Here is a 21,518-nt window from a genome sequence, read left to right as displayed (position 1 = left end):
GGAAAAGAAGGCGAGATGACGCTGTTCGACAGCATCCGCAGGGACAATGATCGCAACCCCGGCGGGCTCAAGGGCCTGTCGCGCTGGCTCCGGCACCAGTTGCCGACCGGTCTTTTCGCGCGCTCGCTGCTGATCATCATCCTGCCCATGCTGATCCTCCAGACGGTCCTGGCAGCCGTCTTCATGGAGCGCCACTGGCAGATGGTGACGGAGCGCATGTCGAGCGCCGTCACCCGAGACATCGCCGCCATCATCGCGCTGATCGAGGCCTATCCGGCGGAGGCGGATTTCAAGAATGTCGTGCGCATCGCCCGCGACAAGCTGAACATGACGGTATCGATGGAGGCGGGCGGACAACTGCCGGCGACGCGACCAAAGCCGTTCTTCTCGATCCTCGACCAGATCCTTTCCGACCAGATCGAGAACCAGATCGCCCGGCCCTTCTGGATCGACACGGTCGGCGATTCCCGCCTCGTCGAGATCCGCATCGCGCTCGACCAGGGCGTTCTTCGCATCTTCGCCCGCCGCAACTCGGCCTATGCCTCCAACACCCACATCTTCCTCCTGTGGATGGTCGGCACCTCGCTGGTGCTGATCGTCATCTCCACGCTCTTCCTGCGCGGCCAGATCCGCCCGATCCTGTCGCTCGCCAAGGCGGCGGAGAGCTTCGGCAAGGGCCAAAGGCCACCGGAGAATTTCAGCCCCCGAGGCGCCGACGAGGTGCGTCGCGCCGGCCTCGCCTTCATCCTGATGCGCGAACGCATCGAGCGGCAGATGGAGCAGCGCACCGCCATGCTGACCGGCGTCAGCCACGACCTGCGCACCATTCTCACCCGCTTCAAGCTGCAATTGGCGCTCGCCGGCGACAATCCCGACCTCCAGGGCCTCAACCAGGACGTCGAGGACATGCAGACCATGCTCGAGGGCTATATGGCCTTTGCCCGAGGCGAGGCTGAGGAAGACGTCGGCAAGCTGAGGCTCGGAGAACTGTTGGACAAGCTCAAGGCCGACTTCGAACTGCATGGCAAGACGCTCTCCTACCGCATCGAAGGCGACGAGGAGGTCGCGGTACGGCCCACCGCCTTCGCGCGGCTGGTCACCAACCTCGCCTCCAACAGCCGCCGCTACGCCAACCGCGTCGAGATCGAGGCGAAGCACAGCGCGAAATGGCTGACGATCGTGATCGACGACGACGGTCCCGGCATTCCGGCCGATTATCGCGACGACGTGTTCAAGCCGTTCTTCCGACTGGACGAGGCGCGCAATCTGGACGCCTCCGGCACCGGGCTGGGCCTGGCGATCGCCCGCGACATCGCCCGTAGCCATGGCGGCAACGTGACGCTGAGCGACAGCCCGCTCGGCGGCCTGCGCGCGACGATCCGTGTGCCGGCCTGATAGACAGTCGAGGAGAACCACCCATGTCGACCACCGACTGGAACGCCATGACCTGGCTCAACCCGCCCGCAAGCACGCATGTGGGGCCCGACGGGCTGCATCTCGTCACCGGCAACGAGACCGACTTCTGGCAGAAGACCTATTACGGCTTTCACCACGACAACGGCCATTTCCTCCACCTGCCCCGCACAGGCGAGTTCACCATCGAGACGCGTTTCACCGGTCGCTTTGAGGCACTTTACGATCAGGCGGGCCTGATGGTCCGGCACGACGAGCACCACTGGCTGAAATGCGGAATCGAATTCACCGACGGCCTTTGCCATCTGAGCACGGTGGTCACCGTCGACGGCCGCTCCGACTGGTCGGCCTTTGCGCTTGCGGATTTCTCCGGTGCGCTCGAACTTCGTCTGAGCCGGCTCGGCGATGCCATGTTCGTGCAATACCGCGTGCAGCCCGAAGGGCTCTGGCGGATGGCGCGGCTCGCCTATTTTCCGCCCGGTCTGGAGAGTCTCGAAGTCGGGGTGATGACCTGCTCGCCGCAGCGCGCCGGTTTCGAGGTGGTGTTCCACCATTTCCGGGTGAGCGACCCGGTCAGCCGCGACATCCACTGACGCCGCGGACGGCCTCACATCATCTTCATGCCGTTCGGCACCGGCTGCTCGACCGCCGCAAGCACGATCGCGCCGTTCTCATCGGCAAATCCGAGGGTCAGCACTTCGGAACGGAAGGGGCCGATCTGACGCGGCGGGAAATTGACGACGCCCAGCACCTGCCGGCCGATCAGGCTCTCCGGCGTGTAGTGCACGGTGATCTGCGCCGACGACTTCTTGATGCCGATCTCGGGGCCGAAATCGATCTTGATCTTGATCGCCGGCTTGCGCGCTTCCGGAAAAGGCTCCGCCTCGACGATCGTGCCGACACGGATGTCCACCTTCTCGAAATCGGCGTAGCCGATCTCGGGCTGAACCTTGGGCGCCTCGCTCATCCTGCTAGTTCCCCGGCCCGCTTGCGCGCCGCCTCGATCGCCTTGTCGAACAGGGGCTGCATGCCGTCCTCGGCCATCAGCACGGATAGGGCCGCGGCCGTCGTGCCGCCCGGCGAGGTCACGTTCTGCCGCAGTTTCGCGGCGGCGTCGGGGGACTGGTGAAGCAGTTCACCAGCCCCCGCGACCGTTTCCCGTGCGAGACGCATGGCCAGGTCCGCCTGCAGGCCGGCCTTGCGGCCTGCCTCAGCCATGCACTCGACGAGATAAAACACATAGGCCGGACCACTGCCCGACACGGCCGTCACCGCATCAATCTGCTCCTCGCTGTCCAGCCACTCGACCGGGCCGGAAACCTTGAGCAGGCGGTGAACCATGTCGCGCTGCGCGGCGCTGACGGCATTGTTGGCGAAGGCGCCGGTGACGCCGCGGCCGATCATTGCCGGGGTATTCGGCATGGCGCGCACCATGGCGGCGGCGCCGAGATGCTCTTCCATGAAGTCCAGCGTCTTGCCGGCGGCGACCGAAACCACGACGGTCTGCGGTCCGACGAGCGACTTCAGGCCCGGTAGCACCGCTTCCATCACCTGCGGCTTGAGCGCGAGGAAAAGGATATCGGCTTTGAGCCCGTCCGGCGCGTGGCTGGTATAGCGCGCGCCGGCATCGGCGATCTGCTTCAGCATGACTTCCGACGGACCGGGATCGATCACGGTGACGGACGAACCCGGCACGCCGCTCTTCAGCCAGCCGGACAGCATGGCGCCGCCCATATTGCCGGCACCGACCAGCACCACCTGCCCCATCGTCGAATAGCTCATGCTCAGGCTTCCCCGGCCGTTTCGAAAAGAACCGCATCCATGGCGCTCTTGGCGTCCATGCCCGACCAGACCACGAACTGGAACGCCTGGAAATAGGCCTCGCAGGCATCGACCGCACTCGACAGAAGGACTTCCACCTGCCGGTTGGTCGGCTCGGCGCCACCGGCGAGCAGCAACGATTGGCGGAAGATCACCACATCCTCGTGCCGCCACAGGTCGAAATGCCCCATCAGGACCTGGCCGTTGACATGGGAGAGCAGCCTGATCACCTCGTTGACGCGGGCATCCGGGATCTTCAGGTCGAAGGCGACCGCCAGATGCAGCGCCTCGAACTCCTCCATCCAGGAGAACGACACCTGATAGTCGGCCCACCGGCCCGCGACCGTCATGGCAAGCTCGTCCTCGCCCGAGCGCTCGAACGACCAATCATTGTTGGAGGCGACGAACTCGATCATGTCGACCGGGTTGGACTGTCGTTCGAAGTCAAATTCCATGAGGCTCATGCGGCACCTTCTTGACCGGAGTGAATGCGATATTCGAGTGAAAACACCGAAGGACACAAACGACTGAACCGGAAACAACACTGGGAATGATTCCGACTGGACCACAGGATAAAACACCCACCCTGTCCGAAACTTGCGAAGGTCCGTCTCGAATCATCATTTAAAATCAGTGTATAATGGCAAAGACCAAGTACCAGCCCCCGGCCGGCCTTTTGCTCGACGGGTCTGTGGACAGCACTTGCGTCACAACCTGCGCAGTCACCGATAAACGACTCTGCCCATTGGCTTTTTTCGTGCCGCGAGCATGTGGATAAATAACCTGTATGAACCATTCGCCAGCCGGTCAGCACCGCCGGGGGCGAAACGACGAAGGCCCGCCACGGAGTATCGTGGCAGGCCTTGAAAAACAGCAGCTTTCCTGCCTTGAGGGAAGCAAGAGGAGCGGTATCGCCCCGTCCGGCGAGCCTACTTGCCTTCGGCGGCCAGCTTCGCCTCGAGCGCCTCGATGCGCTTCAACAGAATGTCGTTCTCGTCGCGCGCCTTGATCGCCATCTCGCGAACGGCCTCGAATTCTTCACGCTTGACGACATCCATGCTGTTCAGCCAGCGCTCGGCCTGGGCGTGAAAGGCGGTTTCCATTTCCTTGCGCACGCCCTGGGCGGCGCCCGCGGCATCGGTCATAAGCTTGGCGAAATCGTCCATAATACGGTTCGGGCCCGTCGACATGGCTGTGGCTCCTCTTGCGTTCGATCCCCGGACGGTGTCCTCGGTAACAACAGTTGAGGTAGGCATTCAGCCGAGCCGTTGCAAGCGAATTTCGCGCTCGCCCCCGCGTGCGAAGGCCGCATGCGCGATTCCATCTTGACCGTGCCAGATCGGAACGCCATTTTCCGGCAACATTGGAGAAAGAGCACCCTTGTCCTCAGCCGCCGAACTTCTGTCCATCCTCACCTTTCCGGCGATCGATCCCGTGGCCTTCTCCCTCGGTCCGCTGGCGATCCATTGGTACGGCCTTGCCTATGTCGCCGGCATCATGCTGGGATGGCTGGTAGCGCGCGGCATGCTGCGCAATGCGAAACTCTGGCCGAACGACACACCGCCCTGCACGGTGTCGCACCTCGACGACTTCCTCGTCTGGGTGTCTCTTGGCATCGTGCTCGGCGGACGCATCGGCTACATCCTGTTCTACGACTTCGCCGCGATCCTCGCCGACCCGATCCGCGCGATCCAGATCTGGAATGGCGGCATGTCATTCCACGGCGGCTTTCTCGGCGCGGCGCTGGCCATGGCCTTCTTTGCACGGCGCCACGCCATCCCCCTGTGGAGCCTGTTCGACATCGTCGCGAGCGTCGCCCCGCTCGGCATCCTGTTCGGCCGCATCGCAAACTTCATCAACGGCGAGCTCTGGGGACGGCCCTCCGACGTCCCCTGGGCCATGGCCTTTCCAACGGGGGGGCCGTTCCCGCGCCATCCGAGCCAGCTCTATGAAGCCCTGCTCGAGGGACTGCTGATCTTCGTCGTGCTCCAGTTCGTCGGGCGCCTGCTGGGCGGTTTCCGTTCGCCAGGTCTGATCACCGGCCTGTTCGTCATTCTCTATGCCTTGTCGCGCGTCACCGTCGAGTTCTTCCGCGAACCGGATCCGCAACTCGGTTATCTTTTCGGCGGCTGGCTGACCATGGGCATGCTCTTGTCCCTGCCCATGCTCGCGGTCGGCGTGTGGGCGCTGCTGAGGGCGCGCCGTGCCGCCGGCCCGCGGTCGTGAAACGAGAATGAGGCGCCCTCGATGACAACTGCCCTTGCCGAGAAAATCAAGTCGCTGATACTGGCCGGCGGTCCGATGAGCGTCACCGACTATTTCGCACTTTGCCTGGCCGACCCGCAGCACGGCTATTACAAGACCCGCAATCCCTTCGGCCGGGCCGGCGACTTCGTCACCGCGCCCGAGATCAGCCAGTTGTTCGGCGAGATGGTCGGCATTTTCCTCGTCGTCGCCTGGCAACGCCATGGCGAACCGCTCGATGCCCGCATCGTCGAGATCGGCCCTGGACGCGGCACGATGATGGCCGACATGCTGCGGGTGATCGCAAGGCTCGCGCCGCGGCTCTACGAGACCGCCAGCATCCACCTCGTCGAGACGAGCCCGGCCCTGCAGGACGTCCAGCGCCGGACACTGTCCGCCCATGGAGACCGGATCGCCTGGCATTCGAGCTTCGACGAGGTTCCGGAAGGCTTCACCCTGATCGCCGCCAACGAATTGTTCGATGCCATTCCGATCCGCCAGTTCGTCAAGACGCCGACGGGCTTTCGCGAACGCATGGTCGGGCTCGACGCCGACGGAGAACTCTGCTTTGCCGCCGGCGTCGCCACCCTCGACCCGGCGCTCCTGCCGCCGCGCCAGATCGCCCCGCCCGATGGCGAGATCTTCGAAATCGCCCCCGCCCGCCAGGCGGTCATGACCACGCTGTGCGACCGCCTGCTCAAATGCCATGGCACCGCCCTCATCATCGACTACGGACACATGGTCAGTGGCTTCGGCGACACGCTCCAGGCCGTCCTCGCCCACGAATACGATCCGCCGCTCGCCCATCCCGGAATGGCGGATCTCACCAGCCATGTCGACTTCGAAAACCTCGCCCGCACGGCGCTGGCGGCAGGCGTTCACGTCAACGGCTGCATGTATCAGGGCGACTTCCTGATCGGGCTCGGCATCGAGGACCGTGCGGCCTCGCTCGGGCGCGGCAAGGACGAAAAGACGCAGGGCGAAATCGTCAAGGCGGTCGAGCGTCTGGCGGGTGCCGGCGAAGGCCGCATGGGCGAGCTTTTCAAGGTCATGGCGATTTCCAGCCCGGCCGTGGCCCTGCCGCCTTTCAAGGGAGCCAATTGACAGCGGCGGCGGCGATAAGCCAACATCCCGCCGACTGAAACTGCGGCAAGATCCTTGTTTCCCTAATGTTTTCAGGGGCGACGCGGTCGAATCGATCGCCCGCCCGCCGCTTCGGAGGCTGCTCATGCAGGACCACGATCTACCCGAACCGCTCACCAGCCCGCTTCTCGCCGATGCCGAGGACAAGGGTATCCGTCACGGCTTCTTCAGCCGCAGGGGCGGCGTTTCGCAAGGCATCTATCGCGGCCTGAACGTCGGCATCGGCTCGAATGACGAACGGGAAAAGGTCCATGAGAACCGCCGCCGCGTCAGCGGCTGGTTCGGCCTTTCACCGGAACGGCTGGCGACCGTGCATCAGGTTCACTCGCCCGACGTCGTCGTGGTCGATCGCACCTATGACGGCAACCGCCCGACGGCCGATGCCCTCGTCACCGCCTCCCCCGGCGTCATCCTCGGCGTGCTTACCGCCGATTGCGGTCCCGTGCTGTTTGCCGATGCCGAGGCCGGCATCATCGGTGCGGCCCATGCGGGCTGGAAGGGCGCGCTCGGCGGCGTGCTGGAAAACACCATTCTCGCCATGCAATCGCTCGGCGCCCGCCGCGAGGCGATCTCCGCCTGCCTCGGCCCGTCGATCAGCGGCGCCAATTATGAGGTCGGACCGGAATTCGTCGACCGCTTCATCGCCGTGAACCCGGATTTCGCCCGCTTCTTCAGCCCCTCGACCAGGCCCGGCCATGCCATGTTCGACCTGCAGGGCCTGACGGTGAAGCGGCTGATCGATGCCGGAGTGCGGGCCGAGAGCCTTGGCATCTGCACCTATGCCGACCCCGACGCCTTCTATTCCTATCGCCGCACCACCCATGCCGGTGAGCCTGACTACGGACGACAGATTTCCGCGATCGCCATAAGGGAGGACTGACATGGCCCTGCATTTCGACGCGAACGAATACGCCGCAAGGCTCGAGCGGCTGACCGCGCGCATGGCCGAGCAGAAGCTCGACGCCATCCTGCTCTTCGCCCAGGAAAGCATGTATTGGCTGACCGGCTACGACACCTTCGGCTATTGCTTCTTCCAGACGCTGATCGTCAAGGCCGATGGGTCGATGACGTTGCTGACGCGTTCGGCCGACCTGCGCCAGGCCAAGCGGACGTCCAATATCGAAAACATCGTCATATGGGTCGACCGGGTCAATGCCGATCCCACCATGGATCTGCGCAATCTGTTGAGCGAGATGGACCTGCTCGGCGCCCGGATCGGCATCGAATACGATACCCATGGCATGACTGGCCGGGTCGCGAGGCTCCTCGACAACCAGCTGACCAATTTCTGCGAGATCGTCGAGGCATCCTATGTCGTCAGCGAACTGCGACTGATCAAGAGCCCGGCGGAGATCGCCCATGTCGAGCGGGCAGCGGCCCTTGCCGACGACGCACTCGACGCGGCCCTGCCCCTCATCAGGGCGGGCGGCGACGAGGCCGCCATCCTCGCCGCCATGCAGGGCGCGATCCTGGCCGGCGGCGGCGACTATCCGGCCAACGAATTCATCATCGGCTCGGGCCCGGATGCGCTTCTGTGCCGCTACAAGTCGGGCCGCCGCACCCTGTCGGACAAGGACCAGCTGACACTGGAATGGGCGGGCGTCAGCGCGCACTACCACGCCGCCATGATGCGCACCATCGTGATCGGCGAGCCGAGCGCACGCCAGCGCGAGCTCTATGCGGCCTGCCACGAAACGATCAAGGCGATCGAGGCGGTGCTGCGACCGGGCTTTACCTTCGGCGACGTCTTCGAGACCCATGCCCGCATCATGGACGAGCGCGGTCTCGCCCGCCATCGGCTAAATGCCTGCGGCTACTCGCTCGGCGCCCGCTTCTCGCCGTCCTGGATGGAGCATCAGATGTTCCATACCGGCAACAGCCAGCCGATCCTGCCCGACATGACGCTCTTCGTGCACATGATCATCATGGACAGCGAACGGGACACGGCAATGACCCTCGGCCACACCTATCTCACGACCGCAGAGGCCGCACGTCCGCTTTCGCGACATCCCCTGCAGCTGATCCAGAGCCAGAGCTAAAGCTGGAGCCTGACGCCCCCGGTACGCGGCCTCGCAATCGCCCTCTAAGGAATTGATAGGATTTTAAGGTTATCCTCATCAAATCCGACGGAGGTGCACGAGGACGCCAGCGACGATGAAACTCTCCCGAACGGCCACGGCCGGGCTGATCGCGGCAGCCGCGCTCACCGCCTGCAACACGCCCGACGCCCTGGTGCCGCCGATGGAAATTGGCGATGGTGGCCAGCCTGTAAGCGAGAGCGACATGGCCCTGGCCCAGGGCCAACAGTCCAGCTATGGGCAGACATCCTACGGCCAGAGCGCAACGGTCGCCGAACAGGGCTACGCAACGCAACCCCAGAATTCGCTCGAGGCCCAGGCTGCGGCGCTGGCTGCCGGCCAGGGTAATCCGTCCGCATCCCCGCCGCTCTACGGCGACCAGCCGAACGACGCGGGCTATCCGGTAGCGCCGAGCCCCGGCGGACAGACGCGCGGCGCGCCACCGTCCCAGTTGCAGGCGCCGGTGCAGAGCGCGCAACCCGTCCAGGTGACCCAGCCGGTTCAACCGTCGCAACCGGCGGCGCAGGCCCAGCCGGAAGTCGCCGCCCTTACCCCGGCCGGCGCTGCCGGCACCATCCGCTTCCTGCCGATCATCGGCGCACCCGTGCAATCCGTCACCCCCCTGTCACGCCAACTCGGCGCGGAGGCGCGCGGCAAGGGCCTGACGATCAAGGGCGCAAGCGACCCGGCGAGCGAGCACATCCTCAAGGGCTATTTCTCCGCCTTCGGCGACGGCGGCACCGTGACCGTCGTCTATGTCTGGGACGTGCTGGATAGCGGCGGCAACCGGTTGCACCGCATTCAGGGTGAGGAGAAGGTGCAGTCCGCAGCGACCGATCCGTGGGCCGGCGTACCGGCCTCACTGATGCAGCAGATCGGCACAAAGACCATCGCCGAATACACGTCATGGCGGCAGGCGCGCGGCGGCTGAACGGCACCGCTTAGAATCTTTTCACGAAAAAGGCGGGCATTTCCGGCAAACCACTTGCATTCGGGGGGAAGGGCGCTAAAAAGCGCCCATCTCAGCATGACAACAGGCGGACCAACATGAAGGTTTTCGCAGGTAATTCGAACCGGCAGCTCGCCGAGGCAATCTGCAATTATCTCAACGTACCACTCGGAAAAGCCAGCGTCAGGCGGTTCGCAGACCAGGAAATCTTCGTCGAAATCCAGGAAAATGTACGTGGCGAGGACGTTTTCGTCGTCCAGTCCACCTCCTTTCCCACCAATGATCACCTGATGGAACTGCTCATCATGATCGATGCCTTCCGCCGCTCCTCGGCGAAGCGCATCACGGCGGTTCTCCCCTATTTCGGCTATGCCCGCCAGGATCGCAAACCCGGCCCGCGCACCCCGATCTCGGCCAAGCTCGTGGCCAACCTGATCACCGAGGCCGGCGCCGACCGAGTGCTGACGCTCGACTTGCATGCCGGCCAGATCCAGGGCTTCTTCGACATCCCCACCGACAACCTCTATGCCGTGCCGCTTCTCGCCCGCGACGTGAAGGAACGCTACGACACCAAGAACGTGATGGTCGTTTCGCCTGACGTCGGTGGCGTGGTGCGCGCCCGTTCGCTCGCCAAGCGCATCGACTGTCAGTTGGCGATCGTCGACAAGCGCCGCGAACGCGCTGGCGAATCCGAGGTGATGAATGTCATCGGCGACGTGTCCGGCAAGGATTGCATCCTGATCGATGACATCGTCGACAGCGGGGGCACGCTGTGCAATGCCGCCGAAGCCCTGCTGAAGCACGGTGCGACCAGCGTCACCGCCTACATCACCCACGGCGTGCTGTCGGGCGGCGCAGTCACGCGCGTCACCTCGTCGAAGCTGCGCGAACTGGTGATCACCGACTCGATCCAGCCGACCACGGCCGTGCAATCGGCGCACAATATCCGCGTCCTGACCACGGCCAATCTGCTCGGCGAGGCGATCAACCGGACCAGCGCCGAAGAATCGGTTTCCAGCCTGTTCGACTGACAGGGGTCGGCGCGTTTGTCGCGCCCCCTCCAAGATCATCTACCGGCGGCTTAACCTGACCGTAATCAATTGTCGTGAAACTTTCCGCGGGCTGTTTGCCCCTGGGAGGTTATTCATGTCACCAAGCCATCTGGGCGTCGCCAAGCCGGGCGCCCTGTCATCCGTCAAAGCCAAGTTTGCCGGGCTCGTCGTCGGCGCCACGCTGGTATCCTGTTTTGCCGTCGGCATTCTCAGCTACCAGGTCGGCAAGAGCGGCCTGATCGAGGCGAGCAAGCTCCGGCTCGAATCCGTCGCCAAGACCCAGTCGAAGGACCTCAACGCCTATATCAGGCGCGTCGAGCAATCGCTCTCCGACCTCGCCCAGAATACCGCGATCGGCGAAGCGACCGACATGATGGTCAACATCATTCCGCTTGAGGCCAAGGACATCAAGCAGGTCTTCCAGCCGAGCGGCTCGTCGGTCGACGAACGCGTCGCCATGGACGGCACCAAGCTCAAGCTGCTCTACGGTGTGCGCCACGCCGGCTTCCACGGCACGGTCGCCAGCGCCTGGAAGAACACCAATGCCAGCGACGTGATCATCGTCGATAACGCCGGGACGCTGGTCTACACCGTCACCAAGGGCAAGGAATTCCTGACGAACGTCGCCGATCCGGAAAACGCCGCGATCAAGGAGATCTTTGATCGGGCCAATGCCGGAAAGCTGGATGAGACCCATGTCTCCGGCTTTGCCGACTATCCCCAAGGGGACGACGGTGCCTCGGCTCTGATTGCAAAGCCGCTGGCGATCTCCGTATGGGGCGAGACGGTGAAGAAGGGCGTGGTGATCATTCGCGTTTCCGCAGCCAAGCTTTCCGCCATGGTCACGCCTGACGGGCTCGGCACCACGATCGACGACGCCTTCGTCCTCAACGCCGACGGGACTGTCCGCGGCGGCACGGTCAGCGGCGGCAAGGATGCCGTGATCGCCCCCGAACTTGTCAAGGCCGCGGCAAGCGGCGCGACGGGCTCGACCTTCGCCGTCTCGGGTGACCATTCCGCCTTCTATTCCTATCTGCCGGTCGCGCTGTTCGGCCAGAACCATCTGCTCGTCGTCGGCCAGGACGAAGCCAAGGTGCTCGCTTCCGCCAACGAGCTTGCCTGGTGGGCACTCCTGACCACCGTCGCGGTTCTCGTCTGCATGGGCGGCGTCGGCATCTTCGTCTCGTCGAGCCTGACCCGCCCGCTCACCGACCTGGCCACGCTGATGAACCGGCTGAACCAGGGTGACAAGGCAATCGACATCAACGCGACGGGCCGCGCCGACGAAATCGGCGTGATGGCGCGGGCGCTGGAATCCTTCCGCCAGAACGCGCTCGAAAAGGAGCGCATGGAAGCCGAAACGGTCGAGCGCAGCGCGCAGATCGACGACGAGCGCCGCCAGCGCGAAGCGGAAAAGGCCCGCAGCGCCCAGGAACTGGAAGATGCCGTGTCGGCCCTAGCCACGGGCCTGCAGAACCTGTCGAGCGGTCGCCTCAATCTGCGCATCGAACGTCCGTTCGTCGCCTCTCTCGATCATCTGCGCATCGATTTCAACAATTCGGTCGAGCGGCTGGAGGACACCATCCGCACCATCACCGAAAGCGCCGACACGATCCGGGCCGGTTCCTCCGATCTGAAGGGCGCCTCGGAAAACCTCGCCCATCGCACCGAGCGCCAGGCGGCCTCGCTGGAAGAGGCAGCCGCGGCCCTCGGCGAAATGACCGGTTCGGTCAACGATGCCCTTCGGCGTTGCGAGACCGCGGTCAAGGTCACGGCCGACACGCTCTCGGATGCCAAGACCTCCTCGACCGTGGTCAACGAGGCGATCGTCGCCATGGAGCGGATCGAAAGCTCCTCTGCCAAGATTCGCCAGATCATCGACGTCATCGACCAGATCGCCTTCCAGACCAACCTTTTGGCGCTCAATGCCGGCGTCGAAGCGGCCCGCGCCGGTGAAGCCGGCAAGGGCTTTGCCGTCGTTGCCCAGGAAGTGCGGGAGCTTGCGCAGAAGTCTTCGGGTGCGGCCCGTGACATCAGCCAGTTGATCAACACCTCGACCACCGACGTAGCCGATGGCGTGGCGCTGGTGCTGAAGACCGGTGAGAGCCTGCACAAGATCGAGGGCAATATCGAGACGATCAACACCCATATCGGCTCGATCGCCGCAGCCTCCCGCGAACAGTCGCAGCGGCTGGGCGAAATCAACGCCTCGGTCAACGACCTCGACCAGGTGACGCAGCAGAACGCAGCCATGGTCGAGGAAACCACGGCCGCCGCCTTTGCGCTTGCAAGCGAGGCCGACGGGCTGACGGACCAGGTCAGCAGTTTCTCCATCGGCAACCGGCCCGCGCCTGCCGCACGCCGCGCCGCCTGAGCCCATCCGGTCGCCCCATCAAAGTCCCGCGGAGCCTGTGCTTCGCGGGACTTTTCATTTCGAGCTACTCGGCCGGCCGCGCCTCATCGATCGGCAAGGCACAGGCCTCGCCGCCGGTGAATAGCCGCGACCGCGTGAGAAAGCGCCGCTCGCGCCCGTTGTCGAGCGAGAACATGCCCCCTCGCCCCGGCACCACGTCGATGATCAACTGCGTATGCTTCCACACCGCATACTGGCTTGCGCTGATATAGACCGGCACGCCGCCGATCTCGCCGAGCTTCACGTCGGTCTCGCCCACCCGGTATTCGGCGACCGGATAGCACATCGGCGATGAGCCATCGCAACAGCCGCCGGACTGGTGGAACAGGATGTCGGGATGGTCGCGACGGATTTCCGCCAGAAACACCAGCGCCGCCTCGGTGGCGATGACGCAGGGTTCCGTGCCTGCGGTGTCGGTCATGGCTGGCTCCTTCCAAGATGGCGCAACGGGCGAAACTCCCCTTTGGCGGACGCCTCTTGCCCCTAAACGAAAACCCCTCCCCACCCTCCCCACAAGGGGGAGGGCTTAACCCAGCCGCCACGTCGTCGGATTGAGACGAGCGGTTTCGGCTGGGTCTTCTCCCCCCTTGTGGGGGAGATGGCCGGCAGGCCAGAGAGGGGCCTTTTAAGAGAAAGCCCCCTCCATCGAGGTAGAAGCCTCAGAAGAAGCCCAGCGCCTTCGGGCTATAGCTCACCAGCATGTTCTTGGTCTGCTGGTAGTGATCGAGCATCATCTTGTGGGTCTCGCGACCAATGCCGGACTGCTTGTAGCCGCCGAAGGCCGCGTGGGCCGGATAGGCGTGGTAGCAATTGGTCCACACACGGCCGGCCTGAATGTTCCGACCGAAATTGTAGCAGCGATTGGCATCGCGGCTCCACACGCCCGAACCGAGACCGTAGAGAGTGTCATTGGCGATTTCGAGCGCTTCGGCATCGTCCTTGAAGGTGGTGACCGAGACCACCGGTCCGAAGATCTCCTCCTGGAACACCCGCATCTTGTTGTGGCCCCGGAACACAGTCGGCTTGACATAATAGCCGCCGGCGAGATCGCCGGAGAGGTTGTTTCGCTCGCCGCCGATCAGCACTTCGGCGCCCTCCTGCCGGCCGATATCCATGTAGGACAGGATCTTCTCCAGCTGTTCGCTGGAGGCCTGGGCGCCGATCATCGTCGACATGTCGAGCGGGTTGCCTTGGCGGATGGCGGCAACGCGCTTCAAGGCCTTCTCCATGAAACGGTCATAGATCTTCTCATGCACCAGCGCACGGCTCGGGCAGGTGCAGACCTCGCCCTGGTTGAGAGCGAACATGGCAAAGCCTTCCAGCGCCTTGTCGAGATAGTCGTCGTCCTCGCGCATCACGTCTTCAAAGAAGATGTTGGGCGACTTGCCGCCGAGTTCCAGCGTCACCGGGATGAGGTTCTGGCTGGCATATTGCATGATCAGCCGGCCGGTCGAGGTCTCGCCGGTAAAGGCGATCTTGGCGATGCGCGGGCTGGTGGCCAGCGGCTTGCCGGCCTCGAGGCCGAAACCGTTGACGACGTTCAGCACACCCGGCGGCAGCAGGTCGCCGATCAGTTCCATCAGCACCAGCATCGAGGCCGGCGTCTGCTCGGCCGGCTTCAGCACCACGCAGTTGCCTGCGGCCAGCGCCGGAGCGACCTTCCAGGCCGCCATCAGGATCGGGAAATTCCACGGAATGATCTGGCCGACGACGCCGAGCGGCTCATGGAAGTGATAGGCGATCGTGTCGTGGTCGACCTCGCCGATCGTGCCTTCCTGGGCGCGAATGCAGGCGGCAAAATAGCGGAAATGGTCGATGGCGAGCGGAATGTCGGCCGCCATGGTCTCGCGCAGCGGCTTGCCATTGTCCCAGGTTTCGGCGCGGGCGAGCAGCTCGAGATTGTCCTCCATCCGCTGCGCGACCTTCATCAGGATGTTCGAGCGTTCGGTGGTCGAGGTCCGGCCCCATTTGTCCTTGGCGGCATGGGCGGCATCGAGCGCCAGATTGATGTCCTGCTCGTCGGAGCGCGCGACATCGCACAGCTTAGCCCCGGTCACCGGCGTGGTGTTTTCGAAGTAGCGGCCATTGACCGGCTCGACCCACTGCCCGCCAATGAAATTGCCATAGCGCAGCTTGAAAGGCGTACCCGCAACCGTCTGGACTTGAATATTCATGCTGTCATCCTCCCTGATAAGGTCCCTCCAACGGACCGATGAGAGGATGATTGCGGAGTTTTTCCGAGGAACGATAGAGACCCGAATTTATACCGCAGCGCACAGTGTTTCAGTAATGCGACATATGCGAAAGCGGTCCTACTGCAGCGAATAGCGCTTCATCTTGCGATGCAGGGTGGCGCGGCTGATGCCGAGAACTTGCGCGGCCTGCGAGACATTGCCGTTGGTGCGCGAGAGCGCGCGGCGCAGCGCCGCCCGCTCCGCGTCGTCCAGATCGGAGCTCGCATCACCCCGGCTCTCGAGCAAGGCGTCGGCCGCCGGAAGCCCCTGGGCGATGCGCTGGTCGTCGAGCTTGAGCGCCGTCCGCGCCGCCTTGGTGGCCCCGAGGATGAGATCGTCGAAGTCGACCGCGATCAGCGCCGCTGTCGCGGCATGGGCGGTGGGAACCATGATGATCCGCGCACCCGGGAAGGCATTACGGAACAATGTCGCCTCGACCCGCGCGGCAACGTCCCGCACCGCCTGCGACAGGATCGACAGCGTCATGTCGGTCACGTCCGTCCGGCAGGTCGAGATATCGAGCGCCGCCGCGACCCGCCCCATATGATCGCGGATCGGCGCCGTCGCACAGGAGAGCCCGATATTGGCACTGAGAAAATGCTGGTCGCGATGGATGATGACGGCGCGTTCGTCGGCAAGTGCGGTGCCGATGCCATTGGTGCCGACGCTCGCCTCGGTCCACACATTCTGTTGCCACAGGCCAAGCTCACGGAAATCCGCATCGTCGCCGGCCGCACCCCGCCGATCGAGCACGATGCCGTCGCGATCGGACAGCACGATGCAGCAACCGGAGCGGCCGACGGTCTGATAGAGGCGGTCCACCTCGTCTGCGCAGGCCGTCACCAGGTGGTCCAACCGCTCACGGGCGTAGCGAAAGACGGCCTCGTCGGCGAGCACGGGCCTGCGCCCCTCTTCCGGTGCAAGCTGGTGAAGGTTGAGGCAGCGCCGCCATGAGGCGGCGATCGGCGAACTCGCAGCCGCCGAATTCTGCAGCGCGGTCGCATAGACCAAGTCCGAATGGCTGGATGGCTGGCGCATCGGCTCCTCCCAAAGCGATAATGCCCATGTCGCCGGACTCTTTCAATGACGATCGACTGAAACAAGAAGCGCCGCGTCTTCGTTGGCACAACTGTCGCAGATGTGCGACAATTCCGCGGGGCACCTGCCGCCTGCCCGAGACGGCGCCCGGCAGAACAACCGATATGCCGTTCACCGACGCCTTGCGGCAAAACCTCCCGGCAAAGCTTGCCTTTTCCACGCTTCTGTTCTATAGCGCGCCCGTCCGTGTAGACACCCTTGGAGGCAACGCGGATGAGGTTCTTCCGAGAACCCCGGTTTCGACCGGCGCCATTAACGTGCGCCTTCGGGACTCTCCAGACAACTTGAAAGGAACTGCCATGAGCCACTCTTCTTACGAGCTCAAGGCCGAGGCGCGCGAACGGGTAGGTAAGGGGTCCTCCCGCGAACTTCGCCGCAACGGTTTGATTCCCGCTGTCATCTATGGTGACAAGCAGGCCCCCATTGCCATCTCGCTCAACACCAACGAAGTGACGAAGCGTATCCACGCCGGCGGTTTCATGACCACCATCGCCACCATCGAAGTCAACGGCGAGAAGATCAACGTCCTGCCGAAGGACTACCAGCTCGATCCGGTGCGTGACTTCACCATGCACGTCGACTTCCTGCGCGTCTCCGCCGACAGCAAGGTCACCGTCGAGGTTCCGGTTCACTTCATCAACGAAGAGAAGTCGGCCATCAAGATCGGCGGCGTGCTGAACATCGTGCGTCACGCAGTCGAGCTGCACTGCCCGGCCAACGACATTCCGGAATTCATCACCGTCGACCTCGCCGGCCACAAGATCGGCGACAGCCTGCACATCTCGCATGTCAAGCTGCCGGCTGGCGTGACCCCGGTCATCACCGACCGCGACTTCACGATCGCTACGATCGTTGCTCCGGCCGGTGGCGTCTCCGAAGCCGAGACCGAAGAAGCCTGATAAGGTTCGGCAGAATTCCTGCCGCATGATGATCCCGCCTCCCTCCGGAGGCGGGATTTTTCGTGTTTGGAACGGGGTGACAATTGCAGCTTGCACGCTTGATTTCGCACCACCCCTTTAGCGAGATTTAACAAATATATGAAAACCTGCATCCTGGTTGTGGGGCATCGGGGAGCGTATGGTCTTGGCTTTGATCAAGAACCCTCATGGAATTGATGGGGCCGCCGCGGCATGACCCGGTCGATCGAAAGCCGTTTCCTGGCGATCGTCGCCATCACCGTCTTCATCCTCGTGGTGCCGCTGTTCGCCCTGTTTCTGACCCTCTCCTCGGACCGGGCCGCCCGGGAACTGCACGACCATGTGGAAATCCTGCTGGCCACCAACTCCCAGGCGCTCGCCAAGCCGATGTGGGATTTCGACCGCGAAAGCGTCGAACAGATTGCCGCAACGATCGTTTCCGCCAATGCCGTGAGCAAGGTTCAGGTCAGGGATCTGTCCGGAGGCATCAATGTTTCCATGCCCCCCCTGCCGACCTGGCCGAAATCCGGCGTGGAATCCAAGACCCGTGAAATCGTCTACGACGGCGTCGACGGTCGCAAGCAGGTGGGAACGATCACCATCTACTACGGCCGCTTCGATGCGCTGTCCTCGCTGCGCGATGCCGAAGCCATCCTGATCGGCATTTTCATCGTCGCCGTCCTCGGCGTCGTGCTTGCCGCGATCTTCGGCAATCGCATCATGATCATCCAGCCGCTGATGAAGCTCGCCGGCGCGATCGAGGCGACCCGCCAGCTCGGTTCGCGCCATCACGTCGACTGGCAGTCGAACGACGAGATCGGCAAGCTGGCGAAAAGCTTCAACGCCATGCAGATCCAGCTCGAGCAGGAAGAACGCGAGCTCAAGATCGCCCATCGGCGCGCCACCGACATCTACAATCTGACCCCGGCCATGCTGTTCTCGCTCGACGAGCAGGACCGCATTACCGGCGTCAGCGACTATTGGCTGCTGGCCACCGGCTACGAGCGTCCGCAGGTTCTCGGCAAGCGCTTTGCAGATCTCGTGCACGCCGAGGCGCGCGAGGCCTATCTGGAGCGCAAGCGCCAGAAGAGCCAGAGCGACGCGGTCGTCGAGAGCACGACTAAATTCGTCCGCGCTGACGGAAATCTGATGGATGTGCTGATCGTCGAGGCGAGCAAGGAAGGCACGTCCGGCGAGACCGGCCTTTCCCTCAGCGTCATGACCGATGTCACGGCGTTGAAGCAATCCGAGGCCCGCAATCACCGCCAGGCGATCACCGATCACCTGACCGGCCTGATGAACCGGCAGGGCTTCGAGAACGCCCTCGACATCGAGATCCGCGCGACCGACGAGATGAACGGCGAACTCGCCTGCATCTTCGTCGACCTCGACCGTTTCAAGTGGATCAACGACAATCTGGGCCATCAGGCCGGCGACACCGTGCTGCGCATGCTGGTCGACCTGATGCGCCCGCTCCTGCCGCCCGGCGCGGTCGCCGCGCGCCTCGGCGGCGACGAATTCGCGGTCCTCCTGCGATCGGCTAAGGTCGAGCATGACGCGCTGGAACTCAGCCATCGCCTCTGCGCCACTTTCGAACAGCCGCTTCTGGTACAAGGCGTGACCGTCCGCCTCAGCGCCAGCGTCGGCGTGGCCCTCTATCCCCGCCATGCCGGCAATGCCGCCGAATTGCTGCAGAAGTCCGACATGGCCATGTACAGCAAGAAGCGCGACGGCAAGAACGGCGCGCTGCTCTACGATCCGCTGATCCAGGACACGACGCGCCAGCGCGCCGCCATCGAACGTGACATCGAGACCGCACTCGACGAGGACTGGTTCGAGGCCTATTTCCAGCCGATCGTCGACCTTGGGGACGGTCATGTCGTCGGCTACGAGGCCCTGCTCAGGCTGGAACACCCGATCAAGGGTACGCTCCCTCCCGCCGAAATCATCAAGATCGCCGAGGAGACCGGCGCCATCACCCGCATTGGCAACCGCATCCTGGAAAAGGCGCTCGACAATCTCGTGCAGCTTTCCGAGGCGACGGGTGATTTCGACGCCTACATCGCCATCAATTTCTCGCCGCTACAGTTCGAACAGAACATGCCGATCCGGCTCGCGGCGCTCGCAGCCCGCCATGGCATCGCGCCGCACCGCATCGTCATCGAGATAACCGAAGCGACCCTTCTGCACGATAACCCGCAGATCCGCACCATCCTCGACGAATTCAACCGCTTCGGCTGCCGTATCGCGCTCGACGATTTCGGCACGGGCTACTCTTCGCTCAGCTACCTCAACCGCTTTCCCGTGGACATCGTCAAGATCGACCAGTCCTTCATCCGCTCGCTGTCGGCGGAGGAGCCGGAACTGCAGCACAAGAGCCGCATGCTGGTCGAAGGTATCACCGCAATTTCCCACAAGATGGAATGCACGGTGGTGGCCGAGGGCATCGAGACCGAAGAACAGCAAGAGATCCTGCGACAGTTCGGCGTCGAGCTCGGCCAGGGCTATCTGTTCGCCAGACCGCAGCCGGTCCGTCAATTGATCAAGACCCTGATACATTCACCAAGACGCGGGGGCTCGGTCGCCTGAGCAGCCCTCATATCGCGAAGGAAAGTGCCTATGAAATATGCCGCATTTCTCCTGTCGATGACATTGGCCGGCGCCGCAGGTGCCGAGACCATCCACTTCACCACCGAGGACTATCCACCCTATAATTACCGCGAGGGCGGCGAGTACAAGGGCGTAGGCTACGAGCAGACGGTCGGCCTGATGAAATATGTCAAGGCCGATCACACGATCGAAATGATGCCCTGGGCCCGCGCCCTCCAGCTCGCCGAGAGCGAGAGGACACACTGCGTCTTCACCACCGCCCATATCGCCGAGCGCGACAAGCGGTTCAAATGGGTCGAGCCGCTTGCCATCGATCGCAATGTGATGATTGCCAACAGGGCGTCCGGCATCAAGCCTCGCTCGATCGAGGAAGCCCGCCAGTACACGGTCGGCACCCAGCGCAACGACTACACCCAGGATCTTCTGGAGCGGAACGGTTTCCCCAAGATCGACCTCGCCACCGACCTGAAGCTCACCTTCAAGAAGCTGATGAGCGGGCGCATCGACCTGATGCCGATCTCAGAGAAATACTACGAGGACCTCAAGGCCGAGGGTAATGCCATCGAGGCGCTGTTCATCCTGTCCGAACAGAAGTTCGCCATCGCCTGCAACATCGACTTCCCCGATGCGCTGCTGGCCGAAATGCAGGCCGGGCTCGACAAGCTGATCGCCGACGGGACGCAGAAGTCGATCTTCGAGAAGTACAAGATGCCGACCGGCGACTGACCGGCCCGCCATCACAGCCGCAAACCGGGTTGACAACGCGACCGTTTCGCGGTGCTGAGAGGTGACCTTTCACCACCGACGGACATGGCTCATGATCATCATAGCGGGGCTCGGCAATCCCGGCGCGCAATACCGGGACAACCGCCACAATATCGGCTTCATGGCGGTGGACGCCATCCACCGGCGCCATTCCTTCTCGCCCTGGGCGAAGAAGTTCAAGGCCGAGATCGCCGATGGCGAGATCGCCGGCGAGAAGGTGCTGCTGATGAAGCCGCAGACCTTCATGAACCTGTCCGGTGAATCGGTTGGCGAAGCGATGCGCTTCTACAAGCTCGGCCCCGGCGACATTATCGCCGTGCATGACGAGCTCGACCTCCTGCCCGGCAAGGTGCGCATCAAGGTCGGCGGCGGCCATGGCGGCCATAACGGACTGAAATCCCTCGACGCCCATTGCGGCAAGGACTATCGCCGGCTTCGCCTCGGCATCGGCCATCCGGGCGACAAGGATCGCGTTCACGGCCATGTGCTCGGCGACTTTGCCAAGATCGACCGCATCTGGCTGGAACCGCTCATCGATGCCATCGCCGACAATGCCGACCTTCTGGTCAAGGGCGACGACGGCAAGCTGATGAACAAGCTGGCCCTCGCCACCGGGGCTAAGGAGGACGCCCCCGCCCCGGTCAAGGCCGACAAGGCGGCAAAGCCGGCCGGCCAGTCGCATATCCGCCAGGCGCGCAACACGGCCCAGCCGAAGAAGCTGCCGGAAACGGGACCGATGGCGGAAATGCTGAAGCGCATGTTCGGCAAGAAGGACGACTGA

At 63.6% G+C, this 21,518-nt stretch carries 20 protein-coding genes; 13 read left to right on the top strand and 7 right to left on the bottom strand.

The genetic code is table 11. The features are described from left to right. The first annotated feature begins 15 nt into the window (after positions 1–15). Both RHIZ70P_RS16875 and RHIZ70P_RS16870 read left to right on the top strand, forming a co-directional pair. Positions 16–1,395: an ATP-binding protein gene (locus tag RHIZ70P_RS16875; RefSeq protein ID WP_115671652.1), complete on the top strand. Its 1,380-nt coding sequence runs from the start codon at positions 16–18 to the stop codon at positions 1,393–1,395. Positions 1,396–1,418: 23 nt separating this feature from the next. Then, complete coding sequence (locus tag RHIZ70P_RS16870; RefSeq protein WP_181904049.1) at positions 1,419–2,006, top strand: DUF1349 domain-containing protein; 588 nt, start codon at positions 1,419–1,421, stop codon at positions 2,004–2,006. A 14-nt stretch (positions 2,007–2,020) separates the two neighbouring features. On the opposite strand, the gene RHIZ70P_RS16865 is transcribed toward RHIZ70P_RS16870, so the two are convergent. From RHIZ70P_RS16865 to RHIZ70P_RS16850, 4 genes are all read right to left on the bottom strand, one after another. Beyond that, complete coding sequence (locus RHIZ70P_RS16865; protein ID WP_115671651.1) at positions 2,021–2,380, bottom strand: tRNA-binding protein; 360 nt, start codon at positions 2,378–2,380, stop codon at positions 2,021–2,023. After that, a complete protein-coding gene (gene proC / locus RHIZ70P_RS16860; protein ID WP_115671650.1) occupies positions 2,377–3,195 on the bottom strand; it encodes a pyrroline-5-carboxylate reductase in 819 nt (272 codons plus the stop codon). Before proC ends, RHIZ70P_RS16865 begins: the two co-directional genes overlap by 4 nt. Positions 3,196–3,197: 2 nt before the next feature. Beyond that, entirely contained in the window at positions 3,198–3,698 is a 501-nt protein-coding gene (locus RHIZ70P_RS16855; RefSeq protein ID WP_115671649.1) for a YbjN domain-containing protein, read from the bottom strand. Positions 3,699–4,163: 465 nt separating this feature from the next. Further along, positions 4,164–4,424: an accessory factor UbiK family protein gene (locus RHIZ70P_RS16850; RefSeq protein WP_115671648.1), complete on the bottom strand. Its 261-nt coding sequence runs from the start codon at positions 4,422–4,424 to the stop codon at positions 4,164–4,166. 190 nt (positions 4,425–4,614) lie between these two features. Between RHIZ70P_RS16850 and lgt the strand changes: the two genes are divergently transcribed. The 7 genes from lgt to RHIZ70P_RS16815 all read left to right on the top strand — a co-directional run bounded on the left by lgt (position 4,615) and on the right by RHIZ70P_RS16815 (position 13,074). After that, positions 4,615–5,460, top strand: a complete 846-nt coding sequence (lgt, locus tag RHIZ70P_RS16845) for a prolipoprotein diacylglyceryl transferase (protein ID WP_115671647.1) — start codon at positions 4,615–4,617, stop codon at positions 5,458–5,460. A 21-nt stretch (positions 5,461–5,481) separates the two neighbouring features. Further along, on the top strand, positions 5,482–6,582 hold the full coding sequence (locus RHIZ70P_RS16840) for a class I SAM-dependent methyltransferase (RefSeq protein ID WP_115671646.1): 1,101 nt from the start codon (positions 5,482–5,484) through the stop codon (positions 6,580–6,582). 124 nt (positions 6,583–6,706) lie between these two features. Beyond that, positions 6,707–7,501 carry a peptidoglycan editing factor PgeF gene (pgeF, locus tag RHIZ70P_RS16835; protein WP_115671645.1) on the top strand — a complete coding sequence of 265 codons (795 nt, stop codon included), beginning with the start codon at positions 6,707–6,709 and terminating at the stop codon, positions 7,499–7,501. A 1-nt stretch (position 7,502) separates the two neighbouring features. Continuing rightward, on the top strand, positions 7,503–8,660 hold the full coding sequence (locus tag RHIZ70P_RS16830; RefSeq protein WP_115671644.1) for a M24 family metallopeptidase: 1,158 nt from the start codon (positions 7,503–7,505) through the stop codon (positions 8,658–8,660). Positions 8,661–8,775: 115 nt separating this feature from the next. Next, positions 8,776–9,630 carry a hypothetical protein gene (locus RHIZ70P_RS16825; RefSeq protein WP_115671643.1) on the top strand — a complete coding sequence of 285 codons (855 nt, stop codon included), beginning with the start codon at positions 8,776–8,778 and terminating at the stop codon, positions 9,628–9,630. 116 nt (positions 9,631–9,746) lie between these two features. Further along, the gene (locus RHIZ70P_RS16820; RefSeq protein ID WP_115671642.1) at positions 9,747–10,679 is read left to right on the top strand and encodes a ribose-phosphate pyrophosphokinase; all 933 of its coding nucleotides are present in this window, start codon (positions 9,747–9,749) and stop codon (positions 10,677–10,679) included. Between the two features lie 115 nt (positions 10,680–10,794). Next, the gene (locus RHIZ70P_RS16815; protein ID WP_115671641.1) at positions 10,795–13,074 is read left to right on the top strand and encodes a methyl-accepting chemotaxis protein; all 2,280 of its coding nucleotides are present in this window, start codon (positions 10,795–10,797) and stop codon (positions 13,072–13,074) included. Between the two features lie 64 nt (positions 13,075–13,138). Here the strand turns inward: RHIZ70P_RS16815 and RHIZ70P_RS16810 are convergent, their stop codons facing one another. From RHIZ70P_RS16810 to RHIZ70P_RS16800, 3 genes are all read right to left on the bottom strand, one after another. Beyond that, the gene (locus tag RHIZ70P_RS16810) at positions 13,139–13,534 is read right to left on the bottom strand and encodes a DUF779 domain-containing protein (protein ID WP_115671640.1); all 396 of its coding nucleotides are present in this window, start codon (positions 13,532–13,534) and stop codon (positions 13,139–13,141) included. A 238-nt stretch (positions 13,535–13,772) separates the two neighbouring features. After that, complete coding sequence (gene adh / locus RHIZ70P_RS16805) at positions 13,773–15,287, bottom strand: aldehyde dehydrogenase (protein WP_115671639.1); 1,515 nt, start codon at positions 15,285–15,287, stop codon at positions 13,773–13,775. A 138-nt stretch (positions 15,288–15,425) separates the two neighbouring features. Further along, positions 15,426–16,385, bottom strand: coding sequence for a helix-turn-helix domain-containing protein (locus tag RHIZ70P_RS16800; RefSeq protein ID WP_115671638.1), 960 nt, complete (start codon positions 16,383–16,385; stop codon positions 15,426–15,428). Positions 16,386–16,744: 359 nt separating this feature from the next. Here RHIZ70P_RS16800 and RHIZ70P_RS16795 point away from each other — a divergent pair, with 359 nt between their 5' ends. The 4 genes from RHIZ70P_RS16795 to pth all read left to right on the top strand — a co-directional run bounded on the left by RHIZ70P_RS16795 (position 16,745) and on the right by pth (position 21,518). After that, on the top strand, positions 16,745–17,344 hold the full coding sequence (locus RHIZ70P_RS16795) for a 50S ribosomal protein L25/general stress protein Ctc (protein ID WP_115671637.1): 600 nt from the start codon (positions 16,745–16,747) through the stop codon (positions 17,342–17,344). 231 nt (positions 17,345–17,575) lie between these two features. Next, positions 17,576–19,951 (top strand): EAL domain-containing protein, encoded by a 2,376-nt coding sequence (locus RHIZ70P_RS16790; protein ID WP_115671636.1) that lies wholly within the window; start codon positions 17,576–17,578, stop codon positions 19,949–19,951. Between the two features lie 30 nt (positions 19,952–19,981). Beyond that, positions 19,982–20,698 (top strand): substrate-binding periplasmic protein, encoded by a 717-nt coding sequence (locus RHIZ70P_RS16785; protein ID WP_115671635.1) that lies wholly within the window; start codon positions 19,982–19,984, stop codon positions 20,696–20,698. 91 nt (positions 20,699–20,789) lie between these two features. After that, entirely contained in the window at positions 20,790–21,518 is a 729-nt protein-coding gene (gene pth / locus RHIZ70P_RS16780) for an aminoacyl-tRNA hydrolase (RefSeq protein WP_115671634.1), read from the top strand.

It is taken from the genome of Paenirhizobium selenitireducens ATCC BAA-1503, from assembly GCF_900492185.1.
In the GTDB taxonomy this organism is placed as follows: Bacteria; Pseudomonadota; Alphaproteobacteria; order Rhizobiales; family Rhizobiaceae; genus Allorhizobium; species Allorhizobium selenitireducens_A.
The sequence above is the reverse complement of the archived record's forward strand: the minus strand, read 5'-3'. Positions and strand labels throughout refer to the sequence as shown.

What these genes read in the sequence shown, in the direction of transcription:
- RHIZ70P_RS16810 (WP_115671640.1), bottom strand. Translation starts at nt 13,534, where the DNA reads ATGACCGACACCGCAGGCACGGAACCCTGCGTCATCGCCACCGAGGCG.
- adh (WP_115671639.1), bottom strand. Translation starts at nt 15,287, where the DNA reads ATGAATATTCAAGTCCAGACGGTTGCGGGTACGCCTTTCAAGCTGCGC.
- RHIZ70P_RS16800 (WP_115671638.1), bottom strand. Translation starts at nt 16,385, where the DNA reads ATGCGCCAGCCATCCAGCCATTCGGACTTGGTCTATGCGACCGCGCTG.
- RHIZ70P_RS16820 (WP_115671642.1), top strand. Translation starts at nt 9,747, where the DNA reads ATGAAGGTTTTCGCAGGTAATTCGAACCGGCAGCTCGCCGAGGCAATC.
- proC (WP_115671650.1), bottom strand. Translation starts at nt 3,195, where the DNA reads ATGAGCTATTCGACGATGGGGCAGGTGGTGCTGGTCGGTGCCGGCAAT.
- RHIZ70P_RS16840 (WP_115671646.1), top strand. Translation starts at nt 5,482, where the DNA reads ATGACAACTGCCCTTGCCGAGAAAATCAAGTCGCTGATACTGGCCGGC.
- RHIZ70P_RS16850 (WP_115671648.1), bottom strand. Translation starts at nt 4,424, where the DNA reads ATGTCGACGGGCCCGAACCGTATTATGGACGATTTCGCCAAGCTTATG.
- RHIZ70P_RS16825 (WP_115671643.1), top strand. Translation starts at nt 8,776, where the DNA reads ATGAAACTCTCCCGAACGGCCACGGCCGGGCTGATCGCGGCAGCCGCG.
- RHIZ70P_RS16870 (WP_181904049.1), top strand. Translation starts at nt 1,419, where the DNA reads ATGTCGACCACCGACTGGAACGCCATGACCTGGCTCAACCCGCCCGCA.
- RHIZ70P_RS16855 (WP_115671649.1), bottom strand. Translation starts at nt 3,698, where the DNA reads ATGAGCCTCATGGAATTTGACTTCGAACGACAGTCCAACCCGGTCGAC.
- RHIZ70P_RS16830 (WP_115671644.1), top strand. Translation starts at nt 7,503, where the DNA reads ATGGCCCTGCATTTCGACGCGAACGAATACGCCGCAAGGCTCGAGCGG.
- RHIZ70P_RS16815 (WP_115671641.1), top strand. Translation starts at nt 10,795, where the DNA reads ATGTCACCAAGCCATCTGGGCGTCGCCAAGCCGGGCGCCCTGTCATCC.
- RHIZ70P_RS16790 (WP_115671636.1), top strand. Translation starts at nt 17,576, where the DNA reads ATGACCCGGTCGATCGAAAGCCGTTTCCTGGCGATCGTCGCCATCACC.
- RHIZ70P_RS16875 (WP_115671652.1), top strand. Translation starts at nt 16, where the DNA reads ATGACGCTGTTCGACAGCATCCGCAGGGACAATGATCGCAACCCCGGC.
- pgeF (WP_115671645.1), top strand. Translation starts at nt 6,707, where the DNA reads ATGCAGGACCACGATCTACCCGAACCGCTCACCAGCCCGCTTCTCGCC.
- RHIZ70P_RS16785 (WP_115671635.1), top strand. Translation starts at nt 19,982, where the DNA reads ATGAAATATGCCGCATTTCTCCTGTCGATGACATTGGCCGGCGCCGCA.
- RHIZ70P_RS16865 (WP_115671651.1), bottom strand. Translation starts at nt 2,380, where the DNA reads ATGAGCGAGGCGCCCAAGGTTCAGCCCGAGATCGGCTACGCCGATTTC.
- pth (WP_115671634.1), top strand. Translation starts at nt 20,790, where the DNA reads ATGATCATCATAGCGGGGCTCGGCAATCCCGGCGCGCAATACCGGGAC.
- RHIZ70P_RS16795 (WP_115671637.1), top strand. Translation starts at nt 16,745, where the DNA reads ATGAGCCACTCTTCTTACGAGCTCAAGGCCGAGGCGCGCGAACGGGTA.